Source organism: Altericista sp. CCNU0014 (assembly GCF_044923475.1).
Lineage (GTDB): Bacteria > Cyanobacteriota > Cyanobacteriia > Thermosynechococcales > Thermosynechococcaceae > JAAURS01.
In genome coordinates this window covers 3,876,242-3,896,558 of sequence record NZ_CP137338.1, presented here as the reverse complement: position 1 = coordinate 3,896,558, position 20,317 = coordinate 3,876,242, and the positions used below count along the sequence as shown (strand labels likewise).

Below are 20,317 nucleotides of genomic sequence, written 5' to 3'. Positions count from 1 at the left end.
CCTCCTCGGTCGTTCCAAAAAAAACTTAGTGTTTGGCCCGAACTTCCTCTTGTTCTAAAAGCAAGTTGCCGATCTCGAACAAGAGCTGCATCGTGCCGCGATACCCCACCTTGCAAGCCGAACCGTTCCCCAACCGATCGAAGACGGGAATGCCTTGGCGATACAGAGGAATTTTCAGCTTGCGGGCGATCGCCGCGCCGTTGGAGTTGGTAATCAACAGATCGGCCCCAACTGCCAGTTGCTCGAAGTCTTCCAGGTCGCCAATGGTGACGGAATCCAGAGGCAGATCCTGGAGCAGTGGTGATTTGGTGGTCGTCACCGCAGCCTGCACCTCGGCCCCCATCAATTGCAAGAACTGAGTGGTAGACCAGAGCAAGTCCGGCTCCAGCGCCAAAGCCACCTGCTTGCGACCGAAGTAGAAGTGGGTATCCAGCATGGCATCCTGCAACTGGCGGCGCTGACGGCGATACTGGGCGGGGACAGCCACACCGCTCAGATCCGACAGTCCCTGCAAGAACTCATCGACTGCACCCAGGCCACTGAGATGGGGAATCACCTCAAAGGGAATTTTGAAGCGATCTTGCAGAATTTGAGCCGCCCCCCGCATACTCTCGCCGATGGCGAGGGTGTAGACGGAACTGCCCATTTCCCGCAGCTCGGCGCGGGTGGTACCGCCGCTCGTGACCGCACTGGAAGCATCCTCCAGATGTCCATCCAGGGATGCCGAGAGATCGGGAACGGCGATCGCCGTTAACCCAAAGGCCGCCAGAATATCCTTGAGTTCCTGCACGTCGCCCGGTGTGAAGGCCGAACTGACCAGCAGATTTACCTGGTCGGAACGCACTTCTCCGGCGATGGGTAACTCCCGCACGATACTTTCCACCGCTGCGGCAAACCCATCCTGGAGCGCGCCTCGGTAGTCGGGGGTAGAGACAAACACAATGGGCAAGTCGTGGAGTTCGGGGTGGCGCTTGCGGATTTGGCGCAGGATGCCTTCCATGTCGTCGCCCCGCGTTTCCGTCAATCCCGTGCTACAAAGGCCGATGATTTCCGGCTTGGATTTTTCCACCAGGGTGAGAATTGCCTGTTCCACATTGTCTTCGCCCCCCAGGATGGTACTCACTTCCGTCATTGCGGTGGTGGAGAGAGGAATGGCTTCGCGGAAGTGGCGCACCAGCATTACCTTGGCAAAGGCCGTACAGCCTTGAGAGCCGTGGAACAGGGGCATCATGCCTTTCAGTCCCAGGAACGCCAGGGCCGCGCCGAGGGGCTGACTCTGCTTGAGCGGATTTACCGCAACGGATTTCTTCGGTAGGTTTACGGTCGCCATTACACAGCCTCCTCTAGATCCCAAGGGGCAGCCGAACGCACTTGAGCCCAGACGGGGCTGTAGAGCGCTTCATCCAGTTCGCGGGCCATTTCCACCATGCCGACGTATCCGGCGTAGGGATGGTGGCGTTCCTGGTTGATATCTAAAAAGGGAATCCGAGCTTTGAGGGCGGTGTATTGGTTGCGCCCGCCCGCAATCAACATGTCGGCTTTGGTTTTATCGATCACCCGCAGCAGTTCCTGGGCATTGCCCTTTTCCATCATGATGCCGTCGGCCCCCAGCAATTCCCGAATCCGGGCTTTATCTTCTTCGGTACTCTTCTTGGTACTGGTGGCGACGACTTCCATACCTAAATCTTTGGCGGCGGAAATAATCGACCAGCTTTTGACGCCCCCGGTGTAGAGTACGACCCGCTTACCTTTGAGACGGGCGCGGTAGGAGGCTAATTCTCGATCTAATTTTGCAGTTTCATTCCGAATCAGATCTTCAACTCGCGCTTGGAACTCGGAGTCGCCCAGTTTCAGGGCAATGTTGCGGAGACAGCGGTTGATATCTTCCACGCCGTAGAAGGATTCTTCAATGTAGGGAATACCGTAGCGCTCTTCCATCTTCCGGGCCATGTTGATCAGCGCTTTGGAGCAGATCATCACGTTGAGTTTGGCGCGGTGGGACGTGCAGATATCTTTGTAGCGACCGTCTCCGGTAATTTTGGCGAGGACGCGAATGCCTAGCTTCTCAAACAAGGGCAACACGCCCCAGAGTTCGCCAGCAATGTTGTACTCACCGATGAGATTAATGTCGTAGGGGGTAGTGGTTTCCGGTTCTACCGTGCCCACGACGTACTCCAGCAAGCTTTCGCCGCCCACTCGATTCCCCAGGTTTTTACTGCCAATAAACCCAGGAGAGTTGACTGGAATGACTGGAATCCCAGTTTTCTCGGCAGCTTTCTGGCAGACGGCATCTAGATCGTCGCCAATCAAGGCCGTGACGCAGGTGGCGTAGACAAAAACCGCAGCAGGGCTGTAGCGCTGGTGGACTTCCTGGATGGCCTTGTACAGCCGCTTTTCACCCCCAAAAATGACGTCGTTTTCGGTAATATCGGTGGTGAATCCCATTTTGTAGAGCATGGGGCCGGAGGATAAGCTACCCCGGCTACCCCAGGAGTTGCCCGCACAGGCGATCGGGCCGTGAACCAGATGGGCGGCATCGGTGATGGGCACGAGGGCGATCGTGGAGCCATCGAAGGCGCATCCCCCTTGAGCTGCACCGGGTTGAGCCACCTGGGTGCAGGATTTATTTTTGCCCTTGCCTTCTTTTTTATGATTGTGTTCGCAGGCCGACTCGCTGAGGAGTTCGTTGATTTTGCCCTGGGTGATTTTCATGGCTCATGTCCCAAATAAAGGAAGTAGAGGGGAACGTCCAACCAAATGGTTCGAGAAAAATCAGCAAATGTAGCAGGTGACATCTTCGCCGCAGACATCCGTGAGGTAGCTCAAGGCTCTGAACCGGAGTCCAATGGTTTCGTAGTAGAGCGGGTTGAGTTTGCACAGGGCGGGGATGTGATACTTGCGCCCAAAGAGAGAAATGTCTCGCTCGAAGGCGCATTGGCAGGGAATGATTTTACAGAGCAGGTGAGCAAAACGGCGATCGCCCACTTCAATTCCATCCACCCATCGCCGCAGGGGAGCTAACAGCTTATTGTCGGAAGGCTCTCTCGGAATAAAGGAATGGGAATGGTCGTGGGTTGCAGTAGCCATGGGAATCACCTGTGAGGAGTGGGTAGGGTGGGCAGCGCCCACCCTACGGGGAGGATCTAGCGAATCAAGTCGTAGGAGATATCGGTCTTGGCAGGGATAATCGTGTTGCGATCTAACTCGTCGAGGAGCGTATTCACAATCCAGTTGAGCAAGTTAATCGCGCCTTGATATCCGTAAGTGGCATAGCGGTGCAGGTGGTGGCGATCGAAGATCGGGTAGCCAATCCGCACGAGGGGCGTGTGGGTATCGCGCCAGAGGTACTTGCCGTAGGAGTTGCCGATGAGCAAGTCAACGGGTTCCGTGAACAGGAGCGATCGCAGGTGCCACAGATCCTTGCCGCCCCAGATGGTCGCGCCCGCCCCAAAGGGACTGGAATCTAACAAGGCTCGCAATTCGGCTTCAAACACTTCGTTGCTATTGGTGACCACAATATGAGTGGGTTCTGCACCAATTTCCAAGAGGAACTGAGTCAGTCCGATGACCAAATCCGGGTCGCCGTACATGGCAACTTTCTTGCCGTGCAGCCAAGCCTGGGAGTCAGTGAGCGCATCCACCGCGCGACCTCTTTCTTCCTCCAGCTCTTTGGGAATGGGTTTACCCGTCAGAGCAGAGAGCTTAATCAGAAACTCATCGGTGCCGCGAATGCCCACCGGACGGACCACGGAGGTAGGCTGCTGCCAATCCTTCTCGATATACTCGCGGGTCTTGGTGGTGGAGTAGGACTGGAAGGCGATCGTCGCTTCGGCATTGATGGAGTCTGCTGCTGCTTCCAACGGCGTGCCGCCGGGATACATGTTGTACTCGCCCGTGTTGGGAGAGTCTAGGTAGTCCGAGTTATCTGCGAGCAGGGTGTAATCGACGCCCACCAAAGATGCAATCCGCTTAATTTCCCGCAGGTTACCAATGTAGGTTTCAAAGCCAGGAATAAAGTTGATTTTGCCGTTGGTGGTTTCAGCTTTCTGGTTTTTGGTCAAGTTGCTCAGAATGCCCTTCATCATGTTGTCGTAGCCCGTGATGTGGGAACCGACAAAACTGGGCGTATGGGCATAGGGCACGGGGAATTCTTCCGGCACCGATCCGGCGGCTTTGGCATTGGTGATAAAGGCTTGGAGGTCATCCCCAATGACTTCAGCCATGCAGGTGGTGCAGATGGCAATCATTTTGGGCTTGTAGAGGCTGTAGCTGTTGGCTAAACCGTCAATCAAGTTGTTTTGACCGCCGAACACTGCCGCATCTTCCGTCATCGAAGAAGAAACTACCGAGAAGGGTTCTTTGAAGTGGCGGGTAAAGTGGCTGCGGAAGTAGGCCACGCAACCTTGGGAGCCGTGAACGAAGGGCAGTGTTCCTTCAAACCCAACCGCTGCAAGAATTGCGCCGAGGGGCTGACAGGCTTTTGCCGGATTGACCGTCAGGGCTTCGCGGGCAAAGTTCTTTTCGCGATATTCCCAGCTCTTGGTCCATTCAGCCGTCTGGGCCACTAGGTCGGGGTCGTGTCCGCCTTCAAACTGTTTCTTACCTGCAAACAGATCTTGATACTCATCCTGGTGAAACAGTTCCGCGTGGTCTTTGATTCGATCGATATTATTTTGAGCCATGATCTTATTCTCCAAAGGTTATGAGGGAAGGAGGGGCAGAGAGGCGGGGAAGAGGGGAGCAGGGGTTCTCATTACTCCGCGACCCCATGCCCCTATCCCCCCATCGCGTTGTGTCTCACGCAGTGGCGACCTCTGCTTTTTTCCACGGTGCTCCAATCAGACCCCAAGTCGGGCTGTTGAGGGCGAGATCCATGTCACGGGCGAAGATCGCAAAGCCGTCATAGCCGTGATAGGGACCGGAGTAATCCCAGGAGTGCATTTGGCGGAACGGTAACGCCATCTTTTGGAAGACGTACTTTTCTTTAATGCCAGAAGCCACTAGGTCGGGCTTCAGTTCTTTAATGAACTCCTCAAACTCGTAAGCCGAAACGTCGTCGTAGATCAACGTGCCGTCTTCCACATAGTGAGTGGTACGTTTGTAGTCATCGTTGTGACCGAATTCGTACCCAGTGCCAATCAGCTTCATGCCCAAGTCGTAAAAGGCCGGAACGACGTGGCGAGGACGCAGACCGCCCACCATCAGCGCCACGGTTTTGCCTTCTAGTCGAGGGCGATATTTTTCAATGACAGCCTGGGTTTGAGCTTCGTACTTGGCGATGACTTCCTCCGCTTTGGCTTGGATCGTTTCGTCAAACCGAGCGGCGATCGTTCTGAGGGATTCAGCGATTTGCGTCGGCCCAAAGAAGTTGTATTCCAGCCAAGGAATTCCGTAGGTTTCTTCCATGTGGCGGGAGATGTAGTTCATCGAGCGGTAGCAGTGAACCAGGTTCAGCTTCACCGATGGCGTGTTGACCATTTCATGGAGCGTGCCATCTCCAGACCATTGGGCGACAACCCGCAACCCAATTTCTTCCAAAAGAATCCGGCTCGACCAGGCATCTCCGCCGATGTTGTAGTCGCCGATGATGGCAACATCGTACTCGGTGCCATCGGGAATGTTGCCTGCTTTCTTTTCCTTGTCGTATTGGGGGAAAACCCAATCCCGTACGGCATCGTTGGCAATGTGGTGTCCGAGGGATTGAGACACGCCCCGGAAGCCTTCACAACGCACTGGAACCACGGTTTTGCCAATTTCTTTGGCTGCTTTCTTGGCAACCGCTTCGATGTCGTCCCCAATCAGCCCGATGGGGCATTCAGACTGGATGGACACGCCTCGGTTGAGGGGGAAAAGTTCGTCGAGTTCGGTAATCAGTTTGGCGAGCTTTTTGTCGCCACCGAACACAATATCTCGTTCTTGGAAATCCGAAGTAAACTGCATGGTGCCAAAGGAGTCGATGCCTGTGGTACCGATGTAGTAGTTGCGGCGTCCAGACCAGGAATAATAACCGCAGCCTACGGGGCCGTGGCTGATGTGAATCATGTCTTTGATTGGACCCCAGACCACACCCTTAGACCCTGCATAGGCACAGCCACGGGTGGTCATGGAACCGGGGACGGATTTGATGTTAGATTTGACGCCGCAGTCGGATTTGCCTTCTTCGAATACGTTGAGGTGTTTGGCCCGTTTTTTCTGCGCTTTTTCGGGATAGACTTCCAAGACATCTTGGATGAGCTGTTTTTTGTCTACCTCAGCCATGTCGGGTTTGTCTTCTGTGTAGGTCATAGTTTCCTCTCATCATCGAGATAGGGGTTAGAAAGGGGGGATTGGGCAGAGGGGATAAGCGGTTGTCGATCAGAGCACCGATCGCCCGTTGCCTATCCCCCCTTCTAAAGGCATCAAGGGGGCGCAATTCGCCTGCCGCCGCTAGACAACGCCAGCGGGAGCTTTGGTGCCTTCTTGAATGGCCTTTTGGTACTCTTCTTCGCCGCCGAGAATACCGAATTCGACCAACAGATCTTCCAGTTCGTCCATCGTGATAGGAGTCGGGATGGTGAGGTTCTTGTTGTCGATGATCTTCTTGGCAAGGGTGCGGTACTCTTCGGCCTGTTGGCTATCGGGGGCGTACTCGATCACCGTCATCCGGCGCAGTTCTGCGTGTTGAACCACGTTGTCGCGAGGCACAAAGTGCAGCATTTGCGTGTTCAACCGCTTGGCGAGGGTTTCGATTAGTTCGAGTTCCCGATCGACCTTACGGCTGTTGCAGATCAAACCGCCGAGACGCACACCGCCGGAGTGAGCGTACTTGAGAACGCCCCGTGCGATGTTGTTGGCCGCGTACATGGCCATCATTTCGCCAGAGGTGACGATGTAGATTTCTTGGGCTTTGCCTTCCCGGATAGGCATGGCAAACCCGCCGCAAACCACGTCGCCCAATACGTCATAGGATACAAAGTCGAGGTCTTCATAAGCGCCTTCTTCTTCTAGGAAGTTGATGGCGGTGATGATGCCTCGTCCCGCGCAACCGACGCCGGGTTCGGGACCGCCGGACTCAACGCAGCGTACATCGCGATATCCGGTCAACAGCACTTCGTCCAGTTCTAAATCTTCCACTGCGCCGCGTTCGGCTGCGAGGTGGAGAATGGTGGTTTGAGCTTTGCTGTGGAGCATCAAGCGGGTGGAATCTGCTTTAGGGTCGCAACCCACGATCATGACGCGCTGACCGAGTTCAGCCATCCCCGCGATCGTGTTTTGCGAGGTGGTGGATTTACCAATCCCACCTTTGCCGTAGAAGGCTATCTGTCTAATGTTTTCGTCAGTCATGGATTTTCTCCTTAGAGGTGTTGAGAGGGTTCAATCAATTCGGGATAGGTTGGCAGCGGGTAGGACAGTGTTGCAGTCCCTCCCGAATTGGGTTGGGCGGCGATCGCTCAACGGTCAGCTTCTGTTGAATGGCGTTCATATCACAGCCTCTACTTGGAGTGTGGGTAATACTCGTTCTTGCAATTTGGTTTCAATGGCGTATTTGAGGGTGTCCGTGCTGCTGCTACAGGAGCCGCAAGCACCCTTGAGGACGACCTTGACGCGATCGCCATCGACGTCATAGAGTTCGACATCGCCGCCATCGGCGAGGAGCACGGGACGCACCTCTTGGAGGACTTCCTGAATCAGGGAGATTTTCTGGAGGTTGGTCAGGGGTTGTTGGGCGCGCTGTTGAGCAATGGAAATTTCAGCCGCGACTCTGGTCGCAGTGGCCGCAGTTTCCTCCTGAACCGCCGCAATCAAGTCTTCGATATCAGCGAGACAGGTGCCGCAGCCGCCCCCGGCTTTGACGTAGTTGGTAACTTGTTCTGCGGTCGTCAGGTTGTTCTCGATGATGGCCCGACGGATTTTGGCATCGGTAATGCCAAAGCAGGAGCAGAGCAACGCGCCTTCGTCTTCGTCGTGGGCTTCCACTTCAATGCCGCGATATTTATAAATGGCGGCTTCGAGGGCTTCTTGGCCCATGACGGAGCAGTGCATTTTGGCTTCCGGCAGACCGCCGAGGTAATCGGCAATCTCTTTATTGGTGACTTTGAGGGCTTCGTCCAGGGTCAGTCCCTTGATCAGCTCCGTCAGGGCCGAAGAAGAGGCGATCGCACTGGTGCAGCCGAAGGTCTGAAAGCGGGAGTCGAGGATTTTGTCGGCTTCCACCTCGATTTTGAGGTGAAGTCTGAGGGCATCTCCGCAGGCAATGCTGCCCACTTCGCCGTAGACCACGGCAATGCCCGATTCTTGCGGGTCTTCGATAGCGCCCTGGTTTTGGGGGTTATAGAAGAGGTCTAGTACTTTTTCGGTGTAGTCCCACATGGCCGTGTTCCTAAGGATAAAGGGGTGCAAAAGATGGGGAAGTTAGCGAGTGGCGAGGACGGCTTCTTCGCGGCCTTGGAGCCAGTCGGAGGCGTCGCTGTTGAAGGGGGAGAGGGCGCGCAGGCGTTCCACAATCCCCGGCATCACGGCGAGGACGCGATCGACTTCGGCTTCGGTGGTGTACCGGGACAGGCTGAAGCGGATGGAGCCGTGCAGGATGGTGTAGGGCAAACCCATGGCCCGCAGCACATGGGAGGGTTCTAACGATCCTGAAGTGCAGGCGGAGCCAGAGGAGGCGCAGATCCCGTACTGGTTGAGGGAGAGCAGGATAGCTTCGCCTTCGATGTACTTGAAGCCGATGTTGGTGGTATTGGGCAGGCGCTGCTTGCGATCGCCGTTGACTTCGCAATCGGGAATGGCCTTGAGAAGGCTTTGCTCTAGGCGATCGCGCAGTTGGCGTTCCCGCGCGATGGCTTCTTTCATGTGCAGGGATTCCAGCTCGGCAGCTTTGCCCAAGGCCACAATGCCAGGAACATTTTCCGTTCCAGCCCGACGACCGCGTTCTTGGTGACCGCCCAGCAGGAAGGGACGGAAGCGGAACCCGCGACGCACGTAGAGCGCGCCGATGCCCTTGGGAGCATGGAGCTTGTGGCCGGAAATGGTCAGCAGGTCGATGGTGCTGGTCTTCATGTCGAGGGGAAGTTTCCCCGCGACCTGGACGGCATCCACATGGAAGGCGGCACCGTATTCCTTGGCCAGTTGTCCCACTCGCTCCACGGGGAAGACAACCCCCGTTTCGTTGTTGGCGTACATGGTGGAAACTAAGGCGGTATTGCCCGTCAGGGACGCTTCGAGTTCCATGAGGTCGAGCTGACCTTTGCCATCCACCGAGAGGTAGGTGACGGTGTAGCCTTGCTTTTCGAGCTGCTTGTACACGTTCAACACTGCGGGGTGTTCTACTGCCGTGGTGATGATGTGTTTGCGGTCGGGTTGGGCGGCGATCGCAGCGCGAATGGCGGTATTGTTGCCCTCGGTGCCGCAACTGGTGAAGACAATCTCCGAGTCCTCTGCGCCGAGGAGTTGGGCGACCTGCGATCGTGCGGTTTTGACTGCTTTGCCCACTTGGCCACCAAAGGTATGCATGGAGGACGGGTTGCCGTAGAACTCCGTGAGGAATGGAAGCATTGCTCGAACCACTTCCGGATCGACCTTGGTGGTGGCGTTGTTGTCTAGGTAAATAACCGTCATGGTTGTGCTCCTGCGGACTGGGCGGGATGGATCAGGGCAGCAATTTTTGCGGAATAGACTTCAGACCAGCGCTCCCAATAGTCTGCGGAAGCCGTGCCTTTGAGGCGATCGATATGGCGGTTGTAGGTAGCAAACCACCAGTCCCAATAATCTTGGAAGACCGGAATGCATCCGCCGCCGTTGGCCGGACAGGCCGCGCGACATTGCGGTACTGAGTAATGTCCTTCGCAGTTGTTGCAGAGATCGGCATTGATGAAGTAGCGGTTGTCTTGGATTTGGATGGCTCCCGTCGGGCAGACCGGACGACAGCGATCGCAACTGATGCACTTCTGAGTGATTTGGAAAGCCATGACTACCCTCCTTGCAGGGTTTGCAGGTACTGGTCGTAATACTCTCGGGCCACTTTTTCGATGACATCGTAGGCTTCCACGGATTGGATGCCCGCCATTTCCAGCTCTTTCTGAGGGCAATCGCCAATTTTGGAAACCAGCACGGCCTTGCAATCCGCGATGGTTTTGATTACCCCTTCCAAGGTGGCTTCTTCGCCGTAGCCGCCTTGGCAGTATTGGTCGATCTTGCGGTGGGTTACAAAGCGAGCTTCGCTGCCATCCACTTCGTAGATCGTGAACTCCTTGGCATGACCGAAGTGCTGATTCACTAATCCGCCGCCCTTGGTCGCGACAGCTAGCAAAATTTTGGGCGTTTCAACAGCAGGAGCCTTTTTCACCTGAGCTTTGATGGCTTGCTGCTCGATGCGCCGCTGCTCAATGGTGGAATGCACCACTTGACGCACTGTGGCGTTGTACTCTGGCTCCATTTCCATGAACTTGTCCTTGGTGAATTCCTGGGAGCGGTCTTCACCCAACAAGCCCACCGCATCGGCACGGCACTGACGGCAGTGACGCATCATCTTCATGTTGCTGTCGGCGCATTTATCTTGAAGCGCTTTGAGCTCCTTAGAAGTAGGACCGCGCTGACCCGTCAACCCGAAGTGGGTGCCGTGTTCTGGAGCAGAAATCAGGGGCATGATGTTGTGGAGGAATGCCCCGTTCTGACGAATCACTTGGTCTACTTCCGCCAGGTGTTCGTCGTTAATCCCTGGAATCATCACCGAATTCACCTTACAGAGAATATCGGCTTCCTTGAGCGCTTGGAGTCCTTCCATTTGGCGCTCGTGGAGGATGCGAGCTGCTTCTAAGCCCGTGTAACGCTTGCGGTTGTAGCGCACCCAGGGATAAATCTTGGTTCCGATTTCTGGATCCACCATATTAATCGTGATGGTGACGTGATCCACGTTGAGGGCTTTAATGCGATCCACATGATTGGGGAGCATCAGCCCGTTGGTCGAGAGACACAGTTTAATATCAGGGGCCTTATCGGCAATCAGTTCAAAGGTACGGAAGGTTTTGTCTGGGTTTGCCAGCGGATCGCCAGGGCCAGCAATCCCCAAGACCGTCATCTGGGGAATCTTGCCCGCAATCACTAATACCTTGTGGGCGGCCTCTTCTGGCGTCAGTAGTTCGCTCACCACACCGGGGCGGCTTTCATTGGCGCAGTCGTATTTGCGATTGCAGTAGTTGCACTGAATATTGCAGGCCGGGGCAACGGCGACGTGCATCCGGGCGTAGTGGTGGTGGGCTTCTTCGCTGTAGCAGGGGTGCTTGGAAATCCGATCCATCATTTTTTGGTCGAGCGCGGGTTTGGCGCTTTCGTTGGTGCTGCAGCCGCAATTGCCGCCAGATTTCTTAGCTTTGGGATTCGCTGGATCGGTTGACTTTGTGATGGTCAGATCCTTAACCGGAGTATCTAGAAGTGCCGAGTCGGGTGGGGGAGTCATGTGCGTACTTTCCAGGGTTACAAGGGTTGGCGAGGAGAACCGTTCTATTTAACTTTCAATAAGAAAACAAGAATAAGAAGAGAAGAGAGAAGATGAAGAAGATGCGTCTGTCCTGAATCGATCTGCCTGCGCAGGGGAGAAACCCTAAACTCGACCGACCTGCGATCGCGGGTATTCTTCAAGGAGATGCAGCGAAGACGCAACTTCTCATCTGACAATCCAAGGGAACTGGAATGGCGCTCATACTGCTCGACCGCCAGGTGGAGAACGGTATGGGTTCGGGTTCTGCGTTAGAACGGCGGAGCGATGAGCGATGAGAACGTTATACCAAGCCGCAAAAAAGCGACGGAAAATACCGTCGCCGATAGGATTTATTGAATTACTTAGGAATGCACTCAACCCCTCCACACCCGACTAGTTGGGGACTTCATTTTATGGATGAGGTGGAGGTACGAGTATTATTGGGGTAGGGTACGAGTATTGTTGGGCCGTGGCGGCAGAAATTATTGTACTCAACTCAAGTTCAGACAGAGCAGGACATGGAGGTCTTTTTTCGTATTTTTAAGACTCAAAAGTATTTGTACTCAATCCTCAACGCAATGCCCCCTTCTGGACAACTCTAAACCTAAGCCAGCGAGGAAAATTTGAGGTTTTTGAACTAGATTGACAAGACCTTACTTTGTTCGATTCTGTATCAGAATTATCATTTTGTCAAAAAACTGCTATCTATAATACCGTTTTAAACAGGAGCGGAAGCCTTGATGCTTAAGCTTAAATCTTTTCCCAGAAAGCGTTTAGAGTCTTTTGCTCTCCATCAGGCCGCCTCTCAGTCGAAGGGGACTTTGAAAACCAAAAACAATATTAAAAATAAGTGGATCGTACAAATTCTACTTCTAAAATAAAAACTGTAGCGAACGACACAGAAAGTTGTGCGACAATATTAATCGAAAGATTCGAGTTGAAGTGTGAGTACATTGTTCGCTTGCAAAATGAGGTCAAAAAATTCGGTCAACGCCTGACGATCGTTTGGTTTCCAGTGAGTACATCCAATACAATTCCCCATTCCCATTAATACTTGCACCCCCTAAGCTTAAAACTAGAACCCCTCCCCCAAGGAATTTTGAAGATCCCAATTGGGACAGGGGTTGAGGCCGTGAGTCCTTTTTAAGTAATTCAATAAATTCTATTCGCGCCGCTGCGTTTGGCGGGACGGAAGGGACTTGCTATAAGCAATAGATACCTTTCGCATCTCTCCGACTCCAATGGTGCAGTCTTCCAAGTTTCTATCTTTGAATCTCCCTCCGAACTGGGCTGCGAGCCTTCCGTTCGGCAGGCGAACGACTCCCAGCGCATTGGAATCCGTTGAGAGAGCATCCGCAAGCGATTGCCTCTTCAGCGGACTCAAGGCGATCGTCAGCGACTTTCAGATTATTTTCGAGCGCGACCCTGCCGCCCGCAACTGGTTGGAAGTATTGCTGTGCTATCCCGGCTTTCATTCCCTCACGCTCCATCGCTTCGCCCATTGGCTCCACCATCTCCGCCTGCCAGTCCTGCCTCGGTTCATTGCCCACGTAGGACGGTTTCTGACCGGGATTGAAATTCATCCCGGCGCGGCGATCGGTCAGGGCGTATTTATCGACCACGGCATGGGCGTCGTCATTGGCGAAACCGCGATTGTGGGCGACTACGCGCTGATCTATCAAGGTGCAACCCTGGGCGGGACGGGCAAAGAAAGCGGCAAACGCCATCCCACCTTAGGAAATCATGTCGTCGTGGGTGCGGGCGCTAAAGTCCTCGGCAATATTGAGATTGGCGACTGCGTGCGGATCGGTGCGGGTTCGATCGTCCTGCGGGATGTCCCCTCCGATTGCACGGTAGTGGGGGTGCCCGGTCGCAACCTCTGCCGGACCAAAACGCCATTTTGTCCCTTAGATCACAACCAAATGCCCGATGCCGAAGCCTCAGCCATTCGGATGCTGCTAGAGCGGATCGAGCATCTCGAACGCCAACTGCAAACCCTAACCCCACCTGCGAGCCAGTCCCATGATACCCACACCCCTCACTAAGCCCTTCCATCGGGAGTCGAGCGCCGACCAAATCGTGGCGATCGCCCAGCCCGATCGATGGCAGGTCTGCTACCGCCTGCGGGAACTGCAGATCCCCTGTACCTGCCCCGCCGACGGCACCCTGCGCGTCGCAGTCGATCACGCGATCGCCCTTCTATTAGTGCGCAGTACGATTCAGCAGTTCACCGCCTCGCGCCGCGACCTACTGGATTGGCTAGAGCGCTGTTGGCAGAGCGACGGTCTCGCCTAAAGTGTCTTCCCCTCCCCCATCTTTCCATTCATCCCACAAGGAGCCTCCCATGCCACAAACCATCTTCCGACCCTTTGGCGAAGTTCTAGACAACCCCGTCGGCCTCGAGCGAGACGTGACCGCTCCCGTCTGCGAAGGACTCAACCTAGCCCTTTCCAGCTTTCAATCCCTTTACCTGCAATACCAAAAGCATCATTTTGTCGTCGAAGGATCCGAGTTTTACGCCCTGCATTCCTTCTTTCAAGACAGCTACGGTGCAGCTCAGGAGGCTGTTCACGACCTCGCCGAGCGACTGAACGGCTTGGGTGGCACCCCTGCCGCCAGCTTTACCAAACTCGCCGAACTCTGCTGCTTTACCCCAGAACCGGACGGTGCGTACCCCGAACGTCAAATGGTAGAGCACGACTTAACTGCCGAACAGGACATCATCAAACTCCTGCGCAGCCAAGCCGCCCAAGCCGAAAGTATCGGCGATCGCGCCACCCGGTATCTCTACGAAAAAATCTTACTGGAAACGGAAGATCGGGCCTTTCACTTAGCCCACTTCCTCGCCCACGATAGCTTAACGCTCGCCTTCGTTCAAGGCACATAACCCAAACTCCGATCGCGACCCAACGACTCGTTCCCTCAGGAGGGTTTATGGTAACTTCTACCCTGACCGTGCTCAGTTTTGGTGCGATGGTATGGGCGGCAAATCAATTCTTCTTGAAAGCGTTGTTTGCAGACATATCCCATCCGATCGAGCGTCCAAACCGATCTACCCCACCCCCATCAAACCATGAGCAATCTTCCCCCCCATCCCATTCACATTAACGACACCACCCTGCGCGATGGCGAACAGGCTGCGGGCGTTGCCTTCAACGTGGCAGAGAAAGTGGCGATCGCCCAATTCCTCGACTCCATTGGGGTACAGGAATTGGAAGTGGGCATTCCCGCCATGGGAACTGCCGAAATGCAGGCCATTCGCGCCGTAGTCGATCTCGGCCCCAAGGCTAAACTTCTGGGTTGGAATCGAGCCGTTCGCAGCGATCTGGAAGCCTCCATCGCCTGCGGCCTCAAGCGGGTGCATATTTCCATCCCCGTCTCCGAGATTCAAATTGCTGCAAAATTCCACGGGCAGTGGCGCGTCATGCTGGCACGCCTGCGGGAAGTCATGGCCTTCGCCTGCGATCGCGGTCTAGACGTTGCGGTCGGCGGTGAAGATTCCTCTAGGGCCGACGAGAGCTTTTTGATGGACGTAGCGCAGCAGGCCCAAGCGTGGGGCGCCTTCCGATTTCGCTTTTGCGATACCGTCGGCATCCTCGATCCGCTGGCGATCTATCACAAAGTACGGCAACTAGTATTTGCCCTCGAAATTCCAGTGGAAATGCACACCCACAACGATCTGGGATTGGCTACCGCAAACGCCTTGGCGGGTCTGAAAGCCGGAGCGCAATCGGTCAATACCACCGTCAACGGCCTGGGCGAGCGGGCTGGCAATGCAGCCCTAGAGGAAGTCGTCATGGCTCTCAAGCGCATTTACCAAGTCCCCGTGCCTATCGAAACCCGACGCTTGCTGGAACTATCCCGACTGGTCGCCAAAGCCTCCAACTGCCCCGTACCGCCCTGGAAAGCCGTCGTAGGCGACAATACCTTCGCCCACGAGTCGGGAATTCACGCTCGCGGCGTCCTGCAAAATCCCATCACCTACGAACCCTTTGCGCCTGAGGAGGTCGGTTGGGAGCGTCGCTTTGTAGTGGGCAAGCATTCGGGGCGGCATTCGATCGCCCAACTGCTGCAACAGAACGGCATCTTTTTAGACCCCGATGAAGTTCAAACGGTTCTGGATGCCGTCCGTCAGAAGTCTACAGAGACAAAGCGCAGTCTAACTGTTGACGAATTGTTGAATCTCGCCCATACCCAGAGGTATGCCCATGTCCTCCGATGAAATTGAAATCGATAACCCGCCCTGCTTTGACATCGGTCAAAAGGTGCGGGTGCGGAAGCTCATCCGCAACGACGGGACCTTTCCCGGTCAAGATATTGGCGCAACCCTCGCCAAAAAGGGAGAAGTGGGCTATGTGGTCAGCATTGGCACTTTTCTTCAAAGCTCCTACATTTATGCCGTTCACTTTATTGAGAAAGGCTACGTGGTGGGCTGCCGCACCAAAGAACTCGAACTCGCAGAGGAACTCTCATGAAAGTGATGCTACGCCACAATGCAGTAGGCCATCTGGTCGCTTACGTGGCCAAGAAAGATCTGGAGGAAGAAGTGGTGAAAGAAACCCTCGCCGAGGACGGTACGATTTTCACGCTCGCTAACGGGTGGGAACTGGCGATCGCCGATCTCGACGACCCTTTAACACTGCCGAAAACTTTTGAGGCTCGACGTTTAGCTTAAGTTGTTTGTAGGTAACTCAGGAGTTGACCCATGAAACCCATCCAAAACGGCCAACGCTTTGAATTCAATATTGAGGGGCGGTTCTTAGGCTTTGCTGCCGAAGGGCACAAGCTAAAGTACCTGAACGTGGGTCTCGCTGCTGAGAATTTCCAGGTTAAGTTACCCAAACACTTGCGATTGACCTTGCGGGCCGGACTGGCGCTGGAAGATCCCATCCAAGTCACGGGGCAAGGCGAATTCGACCCATCCAAAGGAACGCTTAAGTTAAAGGCGAATGAAGTGCGGTTGCGCGCGAGTGCGATGCCCAGCCAGCCGCTCCCGGCGATCGCCGCTCCCGCCCATTGCGCTCTAGTCAACGATGCTGTACCTACCTCTCGCCTCAAAATTCAGTTGTGCCACAAATCGGGTTGCCAAAAACGCGGCGGGCGCGCGCTCGATCGGGTATTGGAGAAGGCCCTGCGCGATCGCAATTTGTGCGATCGGGTTGATATTCAGTACACGGGTTGTCAGAAGCGTTGTTCTACAGCACCCAGTTTGATGGTGATGCCTGGGAAACATTTATACAACAAGGTGGAGCCGCATCACGTTCCCGAGTTGATCGCCAAACATTTTGGGCCTGGTCCGAGTTAATCCCGACGACAGAGAAGATACAGAGAAGATAAAGTATCGGGTTGAATCCATCACGCTCTCAACCACTTTCGGATCGGTTCTCCTTCATGCTGTTTTCCTTTCAACATGCGATTCCAATAGACCCAGGGTAAAACATGGCGCTTGAGAATCCACATGCTGTAGCGCTCCTGGGTTGGGTCTAGGGGAAAACTAGGTTCTGGTTTGCCATCGTAGTCAAACTCTGCCAGGATTGTTTTACCAAAACCCGTAATGAGGGGACAACAGCTATAACCGTTATAGCGGGCTTCCAAAGGTTTTTTGCTCAAGTAGTCGAGCAAGTTTTGGACCAGAACGGGCGCTTCTTTGCGAATGGCTGCTGCGGTCTTAGATGTGGGTAATGAAGATGCATCTCCCAAGCTAAAAACATTCGGGTAGCGGTTGTGTTGCAACGTGTGCTTGTGCACGTCCACCCAGCCCCCCGGTCCCGCGATCGCCAGCGGGCTGTTCTTGATAAAGTCCGGCGCGCTCATGGGCGGCGCAACGTGGAGAATATCGTAGGGCAGCGTTACGGTATCCGTTCCGTCTGCCGTCGCGACTTCAAAGATGGCTTCCTTTGCTTGGGCGCGAACTTCCTTGAGGTTGTGTTTCGGTTTCATTGCAATATTTTTGCGCTCTAGCACCTGCGTAAGCGGTGGCACGAAGGTTTCGATGGCGAAAATTTTAGGGCCAGCGGTACAGTAGCTGAGATTGGTTTGCGATCGCACTCCATTGCGACGAAAGATATCGTCTGCCAAGTACATAATTTTCTGAGGCGCGCCCGCGCATTTGATAGGCGTGGCGGGAAAGGTAAAGAGAGCATTGCCGCCTTTAAAGTCGTTCAGCAGTTCCCAGGTGTAGTTTGCACCCCCGACGGCATAGTTGCTACAAACGCCATCTTTGCCGAGGGCTTCTTTGAGACCGACCACCTTGTCCCAGTCGAGCTGAATGCCCGGACAGACAATCAAGATTTCGTAAGTGATGGTAGCGCCGTGCTGGGTTTGCAGTCGATCTGCCTCTGGGTCAAAGGAAACGACTCCATCCTGCCGCCATTGTACGCCCGCAGGGATAACGCTTTTTGTCGGCTTAACGGTATCTTCGTAGCGATAGCAGCCCGCGCCAACCAGCGTCCAAGCGGGCTGGTAGTAATGGGATTCGGAGGGGTCAAGAATCAGAATATCTAAGGCTGAATCTCGATCGGCGAGCTGGGCTGCAACCGTGAGGCCCGCCGCGCCGCCGCCGACAATTACAATTTGATGGTGGATCGATCGCGATTCGGGTCCGGCGGTCAGAACTTGGGTAGCGGTCATGGTGCAATTCAGTGGGATGAAAATTTTACGCTGCTGTCATTATCCTCTAAGACGATTCTGGAAATGCGATCGGCACTGGACTGGAGGGATAATGTTATGGATTCGTCATCTGCCTCTGTCCGGGGTGACGGTGTTAGGTACAGGCTTGGCTCTCGTTAAGATCGTGCTGATACATTAGCCCAATCATGAAAGTGGTACAATGAGTGGTACGAGTATAGGATGTCCATGGAAATCTTAAGTGCGAGTGAAGCTAGAGCAAAGTTATTTAGCTTAGTTGAGCAGGTGAATAAAGATCATTCGCCGCGAGTCATCACGAGTCGCCAGGGAGATGCGGTCTTGCTGTCTAAAGATGATTGGGAAAGTATCCAGGAAACGCTTTATTTACAGTCTATCCCTGGTTTTGTGGAGTCGATCGGAGAAGCAGAGAAGTTAGACGATTGGGGGTCTGAAGAAGAATTTATGCAGGTATTACATGGGTTGGAAGATTGAGTTTAGTCGAGCTGTACTGAAGGATGCCAAAAAATTGAAGGCTACTAATTTGGCGGACAATGTTAGCAGTTTACTCGATATTCTCAAAAGAGATCCTTACGAGCCTCCCTATGAAAAACTATCTGGCAATCTAAAAGGATATTATTCGAGGCGGATCAATATTAAACATCGTCTGGTTTATTCGATTGATGAGGAAACGAAAACGATTAGGGTTGTGTCTGTTTGGTCGCATTATGAGTAGTAGGGCGATCGCAGTTGAAATGAATTTAGCGATCGCCCAGCACATGAACCTCTCTCTCAAAACCGTCCAAAATTGCGTTCAACATCTCAAAGTCAAACTCGACATCGACTATCTCGACGAAAACCACACCAGTCCCCGTGTTGCCCTTTGTATGGAAGCCATGCGGCGGAAATTGCTGACGCTTTAGGAGGGCGATCGCATGAAGACAACACGGCTGAACGCAAAAGAATTGGCTATGATTGTCATACGTGTCATACAAGTATTACCGTTATGCTGACCGTCAGATTAGATCCTGAAACAGAACAACAGTTGACTGAAATCCTCGCCCATGAAACGGATATTAACCGAAGTGAACTGGTTACACGTCTGATTCGGGAACGATGGTTAGCTCTTAATCTAGACAGTACCTTTATCGAAAGACGGGGAGGACATCCTCAGCATCTTTTGCAGGATGCACCGCCCGACTTATCCGAACGCGCAACTCGCAAAAAGGCGATCGCCGCCTATCTGAAACAACGGCACCCATGACCTATCCACCATTCAGCCTAATTGGTAGTAGTCCGAGTTTAATTGAAATTCCTGAACGGTTAGACATTGCTGCAATCGCCACATTAGATAGCGACTTCGATATTTATCGACGCTACCGCAAGTAATCCTTTGAGCGAATTTTTATGCCGCAATCGCGATCGCCTACCCCGCAACCGCTCCAATCGTCTGACCAATCCGTTTTAGAACCTGCAAAGCACCACAAAGCTCTCGACCTGAAGTAAACGGTGCAAAAATACGCGATAGTGCATAGCATCGCGGCTCAGCTTGTACCAATTTCACAAACAAAATATCGTCCCCATTGGTCACCATGGCAAAACTGGGCTGCTCAGGCCGAGGATTAGCCATCAGATAAGCCATCGTCTGAGGCAGAGCCACCCAAACCGACAGAGCCGTTTTCTTGGACTCCAACACCACCACCCAAAATTGATTCAAAAGTACCAATACATCCATTCGCCCTTGCAGGATCTCTTCACCATCATCCAGTCTCAATTGAATCGACTCCTCAGCACGAACCCGAAACGGCGGATCGTAAAATCCTGAGATCGCCAGCAGCGGCGAAGCCAGCAACAAAGTTACGGTTCCTTCTAACAACTGCCCCTCAGACCGTTGGTATAAATAACGCCGTCGCACGTCATCTAACGCGAATGTCTCAACCGATGAAAGCTCCGGCAACATCGTCTGCCACTCCAAGAAAAACGACTCATCCTCCGTTCGCGACAGATTGAATCGTCGTTCTGCTTCGGCGAGCGTGGTAATTGCTTCTGTAATCGCAAGTGACATAGGGGGCATTGATCTAGGCTTACGTTCATCATAATCGTTACCCAACTGAAAGCTATATTCGTCGGATTGCCAAAACGAGCGATCGCCAAAATCGAGCAGTCTTCATCCAACTATGAGCTAGCTCATAGACCGATATCAGAATGCTTGAGACACTGGAAGCAGGACAGTCTCAA

Annotated in this window: 23 protein-coding genes; 11 read left to right on the top strand and 12 right to left on the bottom strand. The window is 53.9% G+C overall.

All coding sequences use genetic code 11. From position 1 onward, the window contains the following. Positions 1-25: 25 nt before the first annotated feature. From nifN to nifB, 10 genes are all read right to left on the bottom strand, one after another. Complete coding sequence (gene nifN, locus R6H26_RS18585) at positions 26-1,330, bottom strand: nitrogenase iron-molybdenum cofactor biosynthesis protein NifN (RefSeq protein WP_404784505.1); 1,305 nt, start codon at positions 1,328-1,330, stop codon at positions 26-28. Next, positions 1,330-2,712 carry a nitrogenase iron-molybdenum cofactor biosynthesis protein NifE gene (gene nifE / locus R6H26_RS18580; protein WP_404784504.1) on the bottom strand — a complete coding sequence of 461 codons (1,383 nt, stop codon included), beginning with the start codon at positions 2,710-2,712 and terminating at the stop codon, positions 1,330-1,332. Before nifE ends, nifN begins: the two co-directional genes overlap by 1 nt. Before the next feature lie 60 nt (positions 2,713-2,772). Then, entirely contained in the window at positions 2,773-3,087 is a 315-nt protein-coding gene (locus R6H26_RS18575) for a Mo-dependent nitrogenase C-terminal domain-containing protein (protein WP_404784502.1), read from the bottom strand. Between the two features lie 56 nt (positions 3,088-3,143). Then, on the bottom strand, positions 3,144-4,682 hold the full coding sequence (gene nifK / locus R6H26_RS18570) for a nitrogenase molybdenum-iron protein subunit beta (protein ID WP_404784500.1): 1,539 nt from the start codon (positions 4,680-4,682) through the stop codon (positions 3,144-3,146). Positions 4,683-4,797: 115 nt separating this feature from the next. After that, positions 4,798-6,285: a nitrogenase molybdenum-iron protein alpha chain gene (nifD, locus tag R6H26_RS18565; protein WP_404784499.1), complete on the bottom strand. Its 1,488-nt coding sequence runs from the start codon at positions 6,283-6,285 to the stop codon at positions 4,798-4,800. Between the two features lie 141 nt (positions 6,286-6,426). Next, the gene (gene nifH, locus R6H26_RS18560) at positions 6,427-7,308 is read right to left on the bottom strand and encodes a nitrogenase iron protein (RefSeq protein WP_404791370.1); all 882 of its coding nucleotides are present in this window, start codon (positions 7,306-7,308) and stop codon (positions 6,427-6,429) included. A gap of 150 nt (positions 7,309-7,458) precedes the next feature. Continuing rightward, positions 7,459-8,349, bottom strand: a complete 891-nt coding sequence (gene nifU, locus R6H26_RS18555; protein ID WP_404784497.1) for a Fe-S cluster assembly protein NifU — start codon at positions 8,347-8,349, stop codon at positions 7,459-7,461. 42 nt (positions 8,350-8,391) lie between these two features. Next, positions 8,392-9,597 carry a cysteine desulfurase NifS gene (gene nifS, locus R6H26_RS18550; protein WP_404784496.1) on the bottom strand — a complete coding sequence of 402 codons (1,206 nt, stop codon included), beginning with the start codon at positions 9,595-9,597 and terminating at the stop codon, positions 8,392-8,394. After that, complete coding sequence (locus R6H26_RS18545; RefSeq protein WP_404784494.1) at positions 9,594-9,947, bottom strand: 4Fe-4S binding protein; 354 nt, start codon at positions 9,945-9,947, stop codon at positions 9,594-9,596. Before R6H26_RS18545 ends, nifS begins: the two co-directional genes overlap by 4 nt. Before the next feature lie 2 nt (positions 9,948-9,949). Next, on the bottom strand, positions 9,950-11,434 hold the full coding sequence (gene nifB, locus R6H26_RS18540; RefSeq protein ID WP_404784493.1) for a nitrogenase cofactor biosynthesis protein NifB: 1,485 nt from the start codon (positions 11,432-11,434) through the stop codon (positions 9,950-9,952). Positions 11,435-12,696: 1,262 nt separating this feature from the next. Here nifB and cysE point away from each other — a divergent pair. The 7 genes from cysE (at position 12,697) to R6H26_RS18505 (ending at position 16,760) form a co-directional block, all read left to right on the top strand. After that, positions 12,697-13,500: a serine O-acetyltransferase gene (cysE, locus tag R6H26_RS18535; RefSeq protein ID WP_404784491.1), complete on the top strand. Its 804-nt coding sequence runs from the start codon at positions 12,697-12,699 to the stop codon at positions 13,498-13,500. Then, positions 13,478-13,750: an Asr1405/Asl0597 family protein gene (locus R6H26_RS18530; RefSeq protein WP_404784489.1), complete on the top strand. Its 273-nt coding sequence runs from the start codon at positions 13,478-13,480 to the stop codon at positions 13,748-13,750. Before cysE ends, R6H26_RS18530 begins: the two co-directional genes overlap by 23 nt. 49 nt (positions 13,751-13,799) lie before the next feature. Next, the gene (locus R6H26_RS18525) at positions 13,800-14,342 is read left to right on the top strand and encodes a Dps family protein (RefSeq protein ID WP_404784487.1); all 543 of its coding nucleotides are present in this window, start codon (positions 13,800-13,802) and stop codon (positions 14,340-14,342) included. Between the two features lie 186 nt (positions 14,343-14,528). Continuing rightward, entirely contained in the window at positions 14,529-15,677 is a 1,149-nt protein-coding gene (nifV, locus tag R6H26_RS18520) for a homocitrate synthase (RefSeq protein WP_404784485.1), read from the top strand. Next, the gene (locus R6H26_RS18515) at positions 15,664-15,930 is read left to right on the top strand and encodes a nitrogen fixation protein NifZ (protein ID WP_404784483.1); all 267 of its coding nucleotides are present in this window, start codon (positions 15,664-15,666) and stop codon (positions 15,928-15,930) included. The genes nifV and R6H26_RS18515 overlap by 14 nt, the downstream gene beginning before the upstream one ends. Then, positions 15,927-16,130 carry a putative nitrogen fixation protein NifT gene (nifT, locus tag R6H26_RS18510; RefSeq protein ID WP_404784481.1) on the top strand — a complete coding sequence of 68 codons (204 nt, stop codon included), beginning with the start codon at positions 15,927-15,929 and terminating at the stop codon, positions 16,128-16,130. Before R6H26_RS18515 ends, nifT begins: the two co-directional genes overlap by 4 nt. Positions 16,131-16,160: 30 nt before the next feature. Beyond that, positions 16,161-16,760, top strand: coding sequence for a (2Fe-2S) ferredoxin domain-containing protein (locus R6H26_RS18505; RefSeq protein ID WP_404784480.1), 600 nt, complete (start codon positions 16,161-16,163; stop codon positions 16,758-16,760). 50 nt (positions 16,761-16,810) lie between these two features. On the opposite strand, the gene R6H26_RS18500 is transcribed toward R6H26_RS18505, so the two are convergent. Next, on the bottom strand, positions 16,811-18,085 hold the full coding sequence (locus R6H26_RS18500; protein WP_404784478.1) for an FAD-dependent oxidoreductase: 1,275 nt from the start codon (positions 18,083-18,085) through the stop codon (positions 16,811-16,813). A gap of 225 nt (positions 18,086-18,310) precedes the next feature. Between R6H26_RS18500 and R6H26_RS18495 the strand changes: the two genes are divergently transcribed. The 4 genes from R6H26_RS18495 (at position 18,311) to R6H26_RS18480 (ending at position 19,343) form a co-directional block, all read left to right on the top strand. Continuing rightward, positions 18,311-18,574, top strand: coding sequence for a type II toxin-antitoxin system Phd/YefM family antitoxin (locus R6H26_RS18495; protein WP_404784476.1), 264 nt, complete (start codon positions 18,311-18,313; stop codon positions 18,572-18,574). Further along, the gene (locus R6H26_RS18490) at positions 18,558-18,815 is read left to right on the top strand and encodes a Txe/YoeB family addiction module toxin (RefSeq protein WP_404784474.1); all 258 of its coding nucleotides are present in this window, start codon (positions 18,558-18,560) and stop codon (positions 18,813-18,815) included. Before R6H26_RS18495 ends, R6H26_RS18490 begins: the two co-directional genes overlap by 17 nt. After that, complete coding sequence (locus tag R6H26_RS18485) at positions 18,763-19,002, top strand: hypothetical protein (protein WP_404791478.1); 240 nt, start codon at positions 18,763-18,765, stop codon at positions 19,000-19,002. Before R6H26_RS18490 ends, R6H26_RS18485 begins: the two co-directional genes overlap by 53 nt. A gap of 83 nt (positions 19,003-19,085) precedes the next feature. Beyond that, the gene (locus R6H26_RS18480) at positions 19,086-19,343 is read left to right on the top strand and encodes a hypothetical protein (RefSeq protein WP_404784473.1); all 258 of its coding nucleotides are present in this window, start codon (positions 19,086-19,088) and stop codon (positions 19,341-19,343) included. A gap of 162 nt (positions 19,344-19,505) precedes the next feature. Here R6H26_RS18480 and R6H26_RS18475 read toward each other — a convergent pair whose 3' ends face one another. After that, positions 19,506-20,144 carry a type I restriction endonuclease subunit R gene (locus R6H26_RS18475; RefSeq protein WP_404784471.1) on the bottom strand — a complete coding sequence of 213 codons (639 nt, stop codon included), beginning with the start codon at positions 20,142-20,144 and terminating at the stop codon, positions 19,506-19,508. Between the last annotated feature and the right edge of the window lie 173 nt (positions 20,145-20,317).

Coding starts and splice junctions, on each gene's coding strand:
- R6H26_RS18525 (WP_404784487.1), top strand. CDS start 13,800: ATGCCACAAACCATCTTCCGACCCTTTGGCGAAGTTCTAGACAACCCC.
- R6H26_RS18485 (WP_404791478.1), top strand. CDS start 18,763: ATGAGGAAACGAAAACGATTAGGGTTGTGTCTGTTTGGTCGCATTATG.
- nifT (WP_404784481.1), top strand. CDS start 15,927: ATGAAAGTGATGCTACGCCACAATGCAGTAGGCCATCTGGTCGCTTAC.
- nifV (WP_404784485.1), top strand. CDS start 14,529: ATGAGCAATCTTCCCCCCCATCCCATTCACATTAACGACACCACCCTG.
- nifN (WP_404784505.1), bottom strand. CDS start 1,330: ATGGCGACCGTAAACCTACCGAAGAAATCCGTTGCGGTAAATCCGCTC.
- nifS (WP_404784496.1), bottom strand. CDS start 9,597: ATGACGGTTATTTACCTAGACAACAACGCCACCACCAAGGTCGATCCG.
- R6H26_RS18575 (WP_404784502.1), bottom strand. CDS start 3,087: ATGGCTACTGCAACCCACGACCATTCCCATTCCTTTATTCCGAGAGAG.
- R6H26_RS18475 (WP_404784471.1), bottom strand. CDS start 20,144: ATGTCACTTGCGATTACAGAAGCAATTACCACGCTCGCCGAAGCAGAA.
- cysE (WP_404784491.1), top strand. CDS start 12,697: ATGGTGCAGTCTTCCAAGTTTCTATCTTTGAATCTCCCTCCGAACTGG.
- nifK (WP_404784500.1), bottom strand. CDS start 4,682: ATGGCTCAAAATAATATCGATCGAATCAAAGACCACGCGGAACTGTTT.
- nifD (WP_404784499.1), bottom strand. CDS start 6,285: ATGACCTACACAGAAGACAAACCCGACATGGCTGAGGTAGACAAAAAA.
- nifU (WP_404784497.1), bottom strand. CDS start 8,349: ATGTGGGACTACACCGAAAAAGTACTAGACCTCTTCTATAACCCCCAA.
- R6H26_RS18495 (WP_404784476.1), top strand. CDS start 18,311: ATGGAAATCTTAAGTGCGAGTGAAGCTAGAGCAAAGTTATTTAGCTTA.
- nifB (WP_404784493.1), bottom strand. CDS start 11,434: ATGACTCCCCCACCCGACTCGGCACTTCTAGATACTCCGGTTAAGGAT.
- R6H26_RS18505 (WP_404784480.1), top strand. CDS start 16,161: ATGAAACCCATCCAAAACGGCCAACGCTTTGAATTCAATATTGAGGGG.
- R6H26_RS18500 (WP_404784478.1), bottom strand. CDS start 18,085: ATGACCGCTACCCAAGTTCTGACCGCCGGACCCGAATCGCGATCGATC.
- R6H26_RS18545 (WP_404784494.1), bottom strand. CDS start 9,947: ATGGCTTTCCAAATCACTCAGAAGTGCATCAGTTGCGATCGCTGTCGT.
- R6H26_RS18530 (WP_404784489.1), top strand. CDS start 13,478: ATGATACCCACACCCCTCACTAAGCCCTTCCATCGGGAGTCGAGCGCC.
- R6H26_RS18515 (WP_404784483.1), top strand. CDS start 15,664: ATGTCCTCCGATGAAATTGAAATCGATAACCCGCCCTGCTTTGACATC.
- R6H26_RS18490 (WP_404784474.1), top strand. CDS start 18,558: ATGGGTTGGAAGATTGAGTTTAGTCGAGCTGTACTGAAGGATGCCAAA.
- R6H26_RS18480 (WP_404784473.1), top strand. CDS start 19,086: ATGCTGACCGTCAGATTAGATCCTGAAACAGAACAACAGTTGACTGAA.
- nifE (WP_404784504.1), bottom strand. CDS start 2,712: ATGAAAATCACCCAGGGCAAAATCAACGAACTCCTCAGCGAGTCGGCC.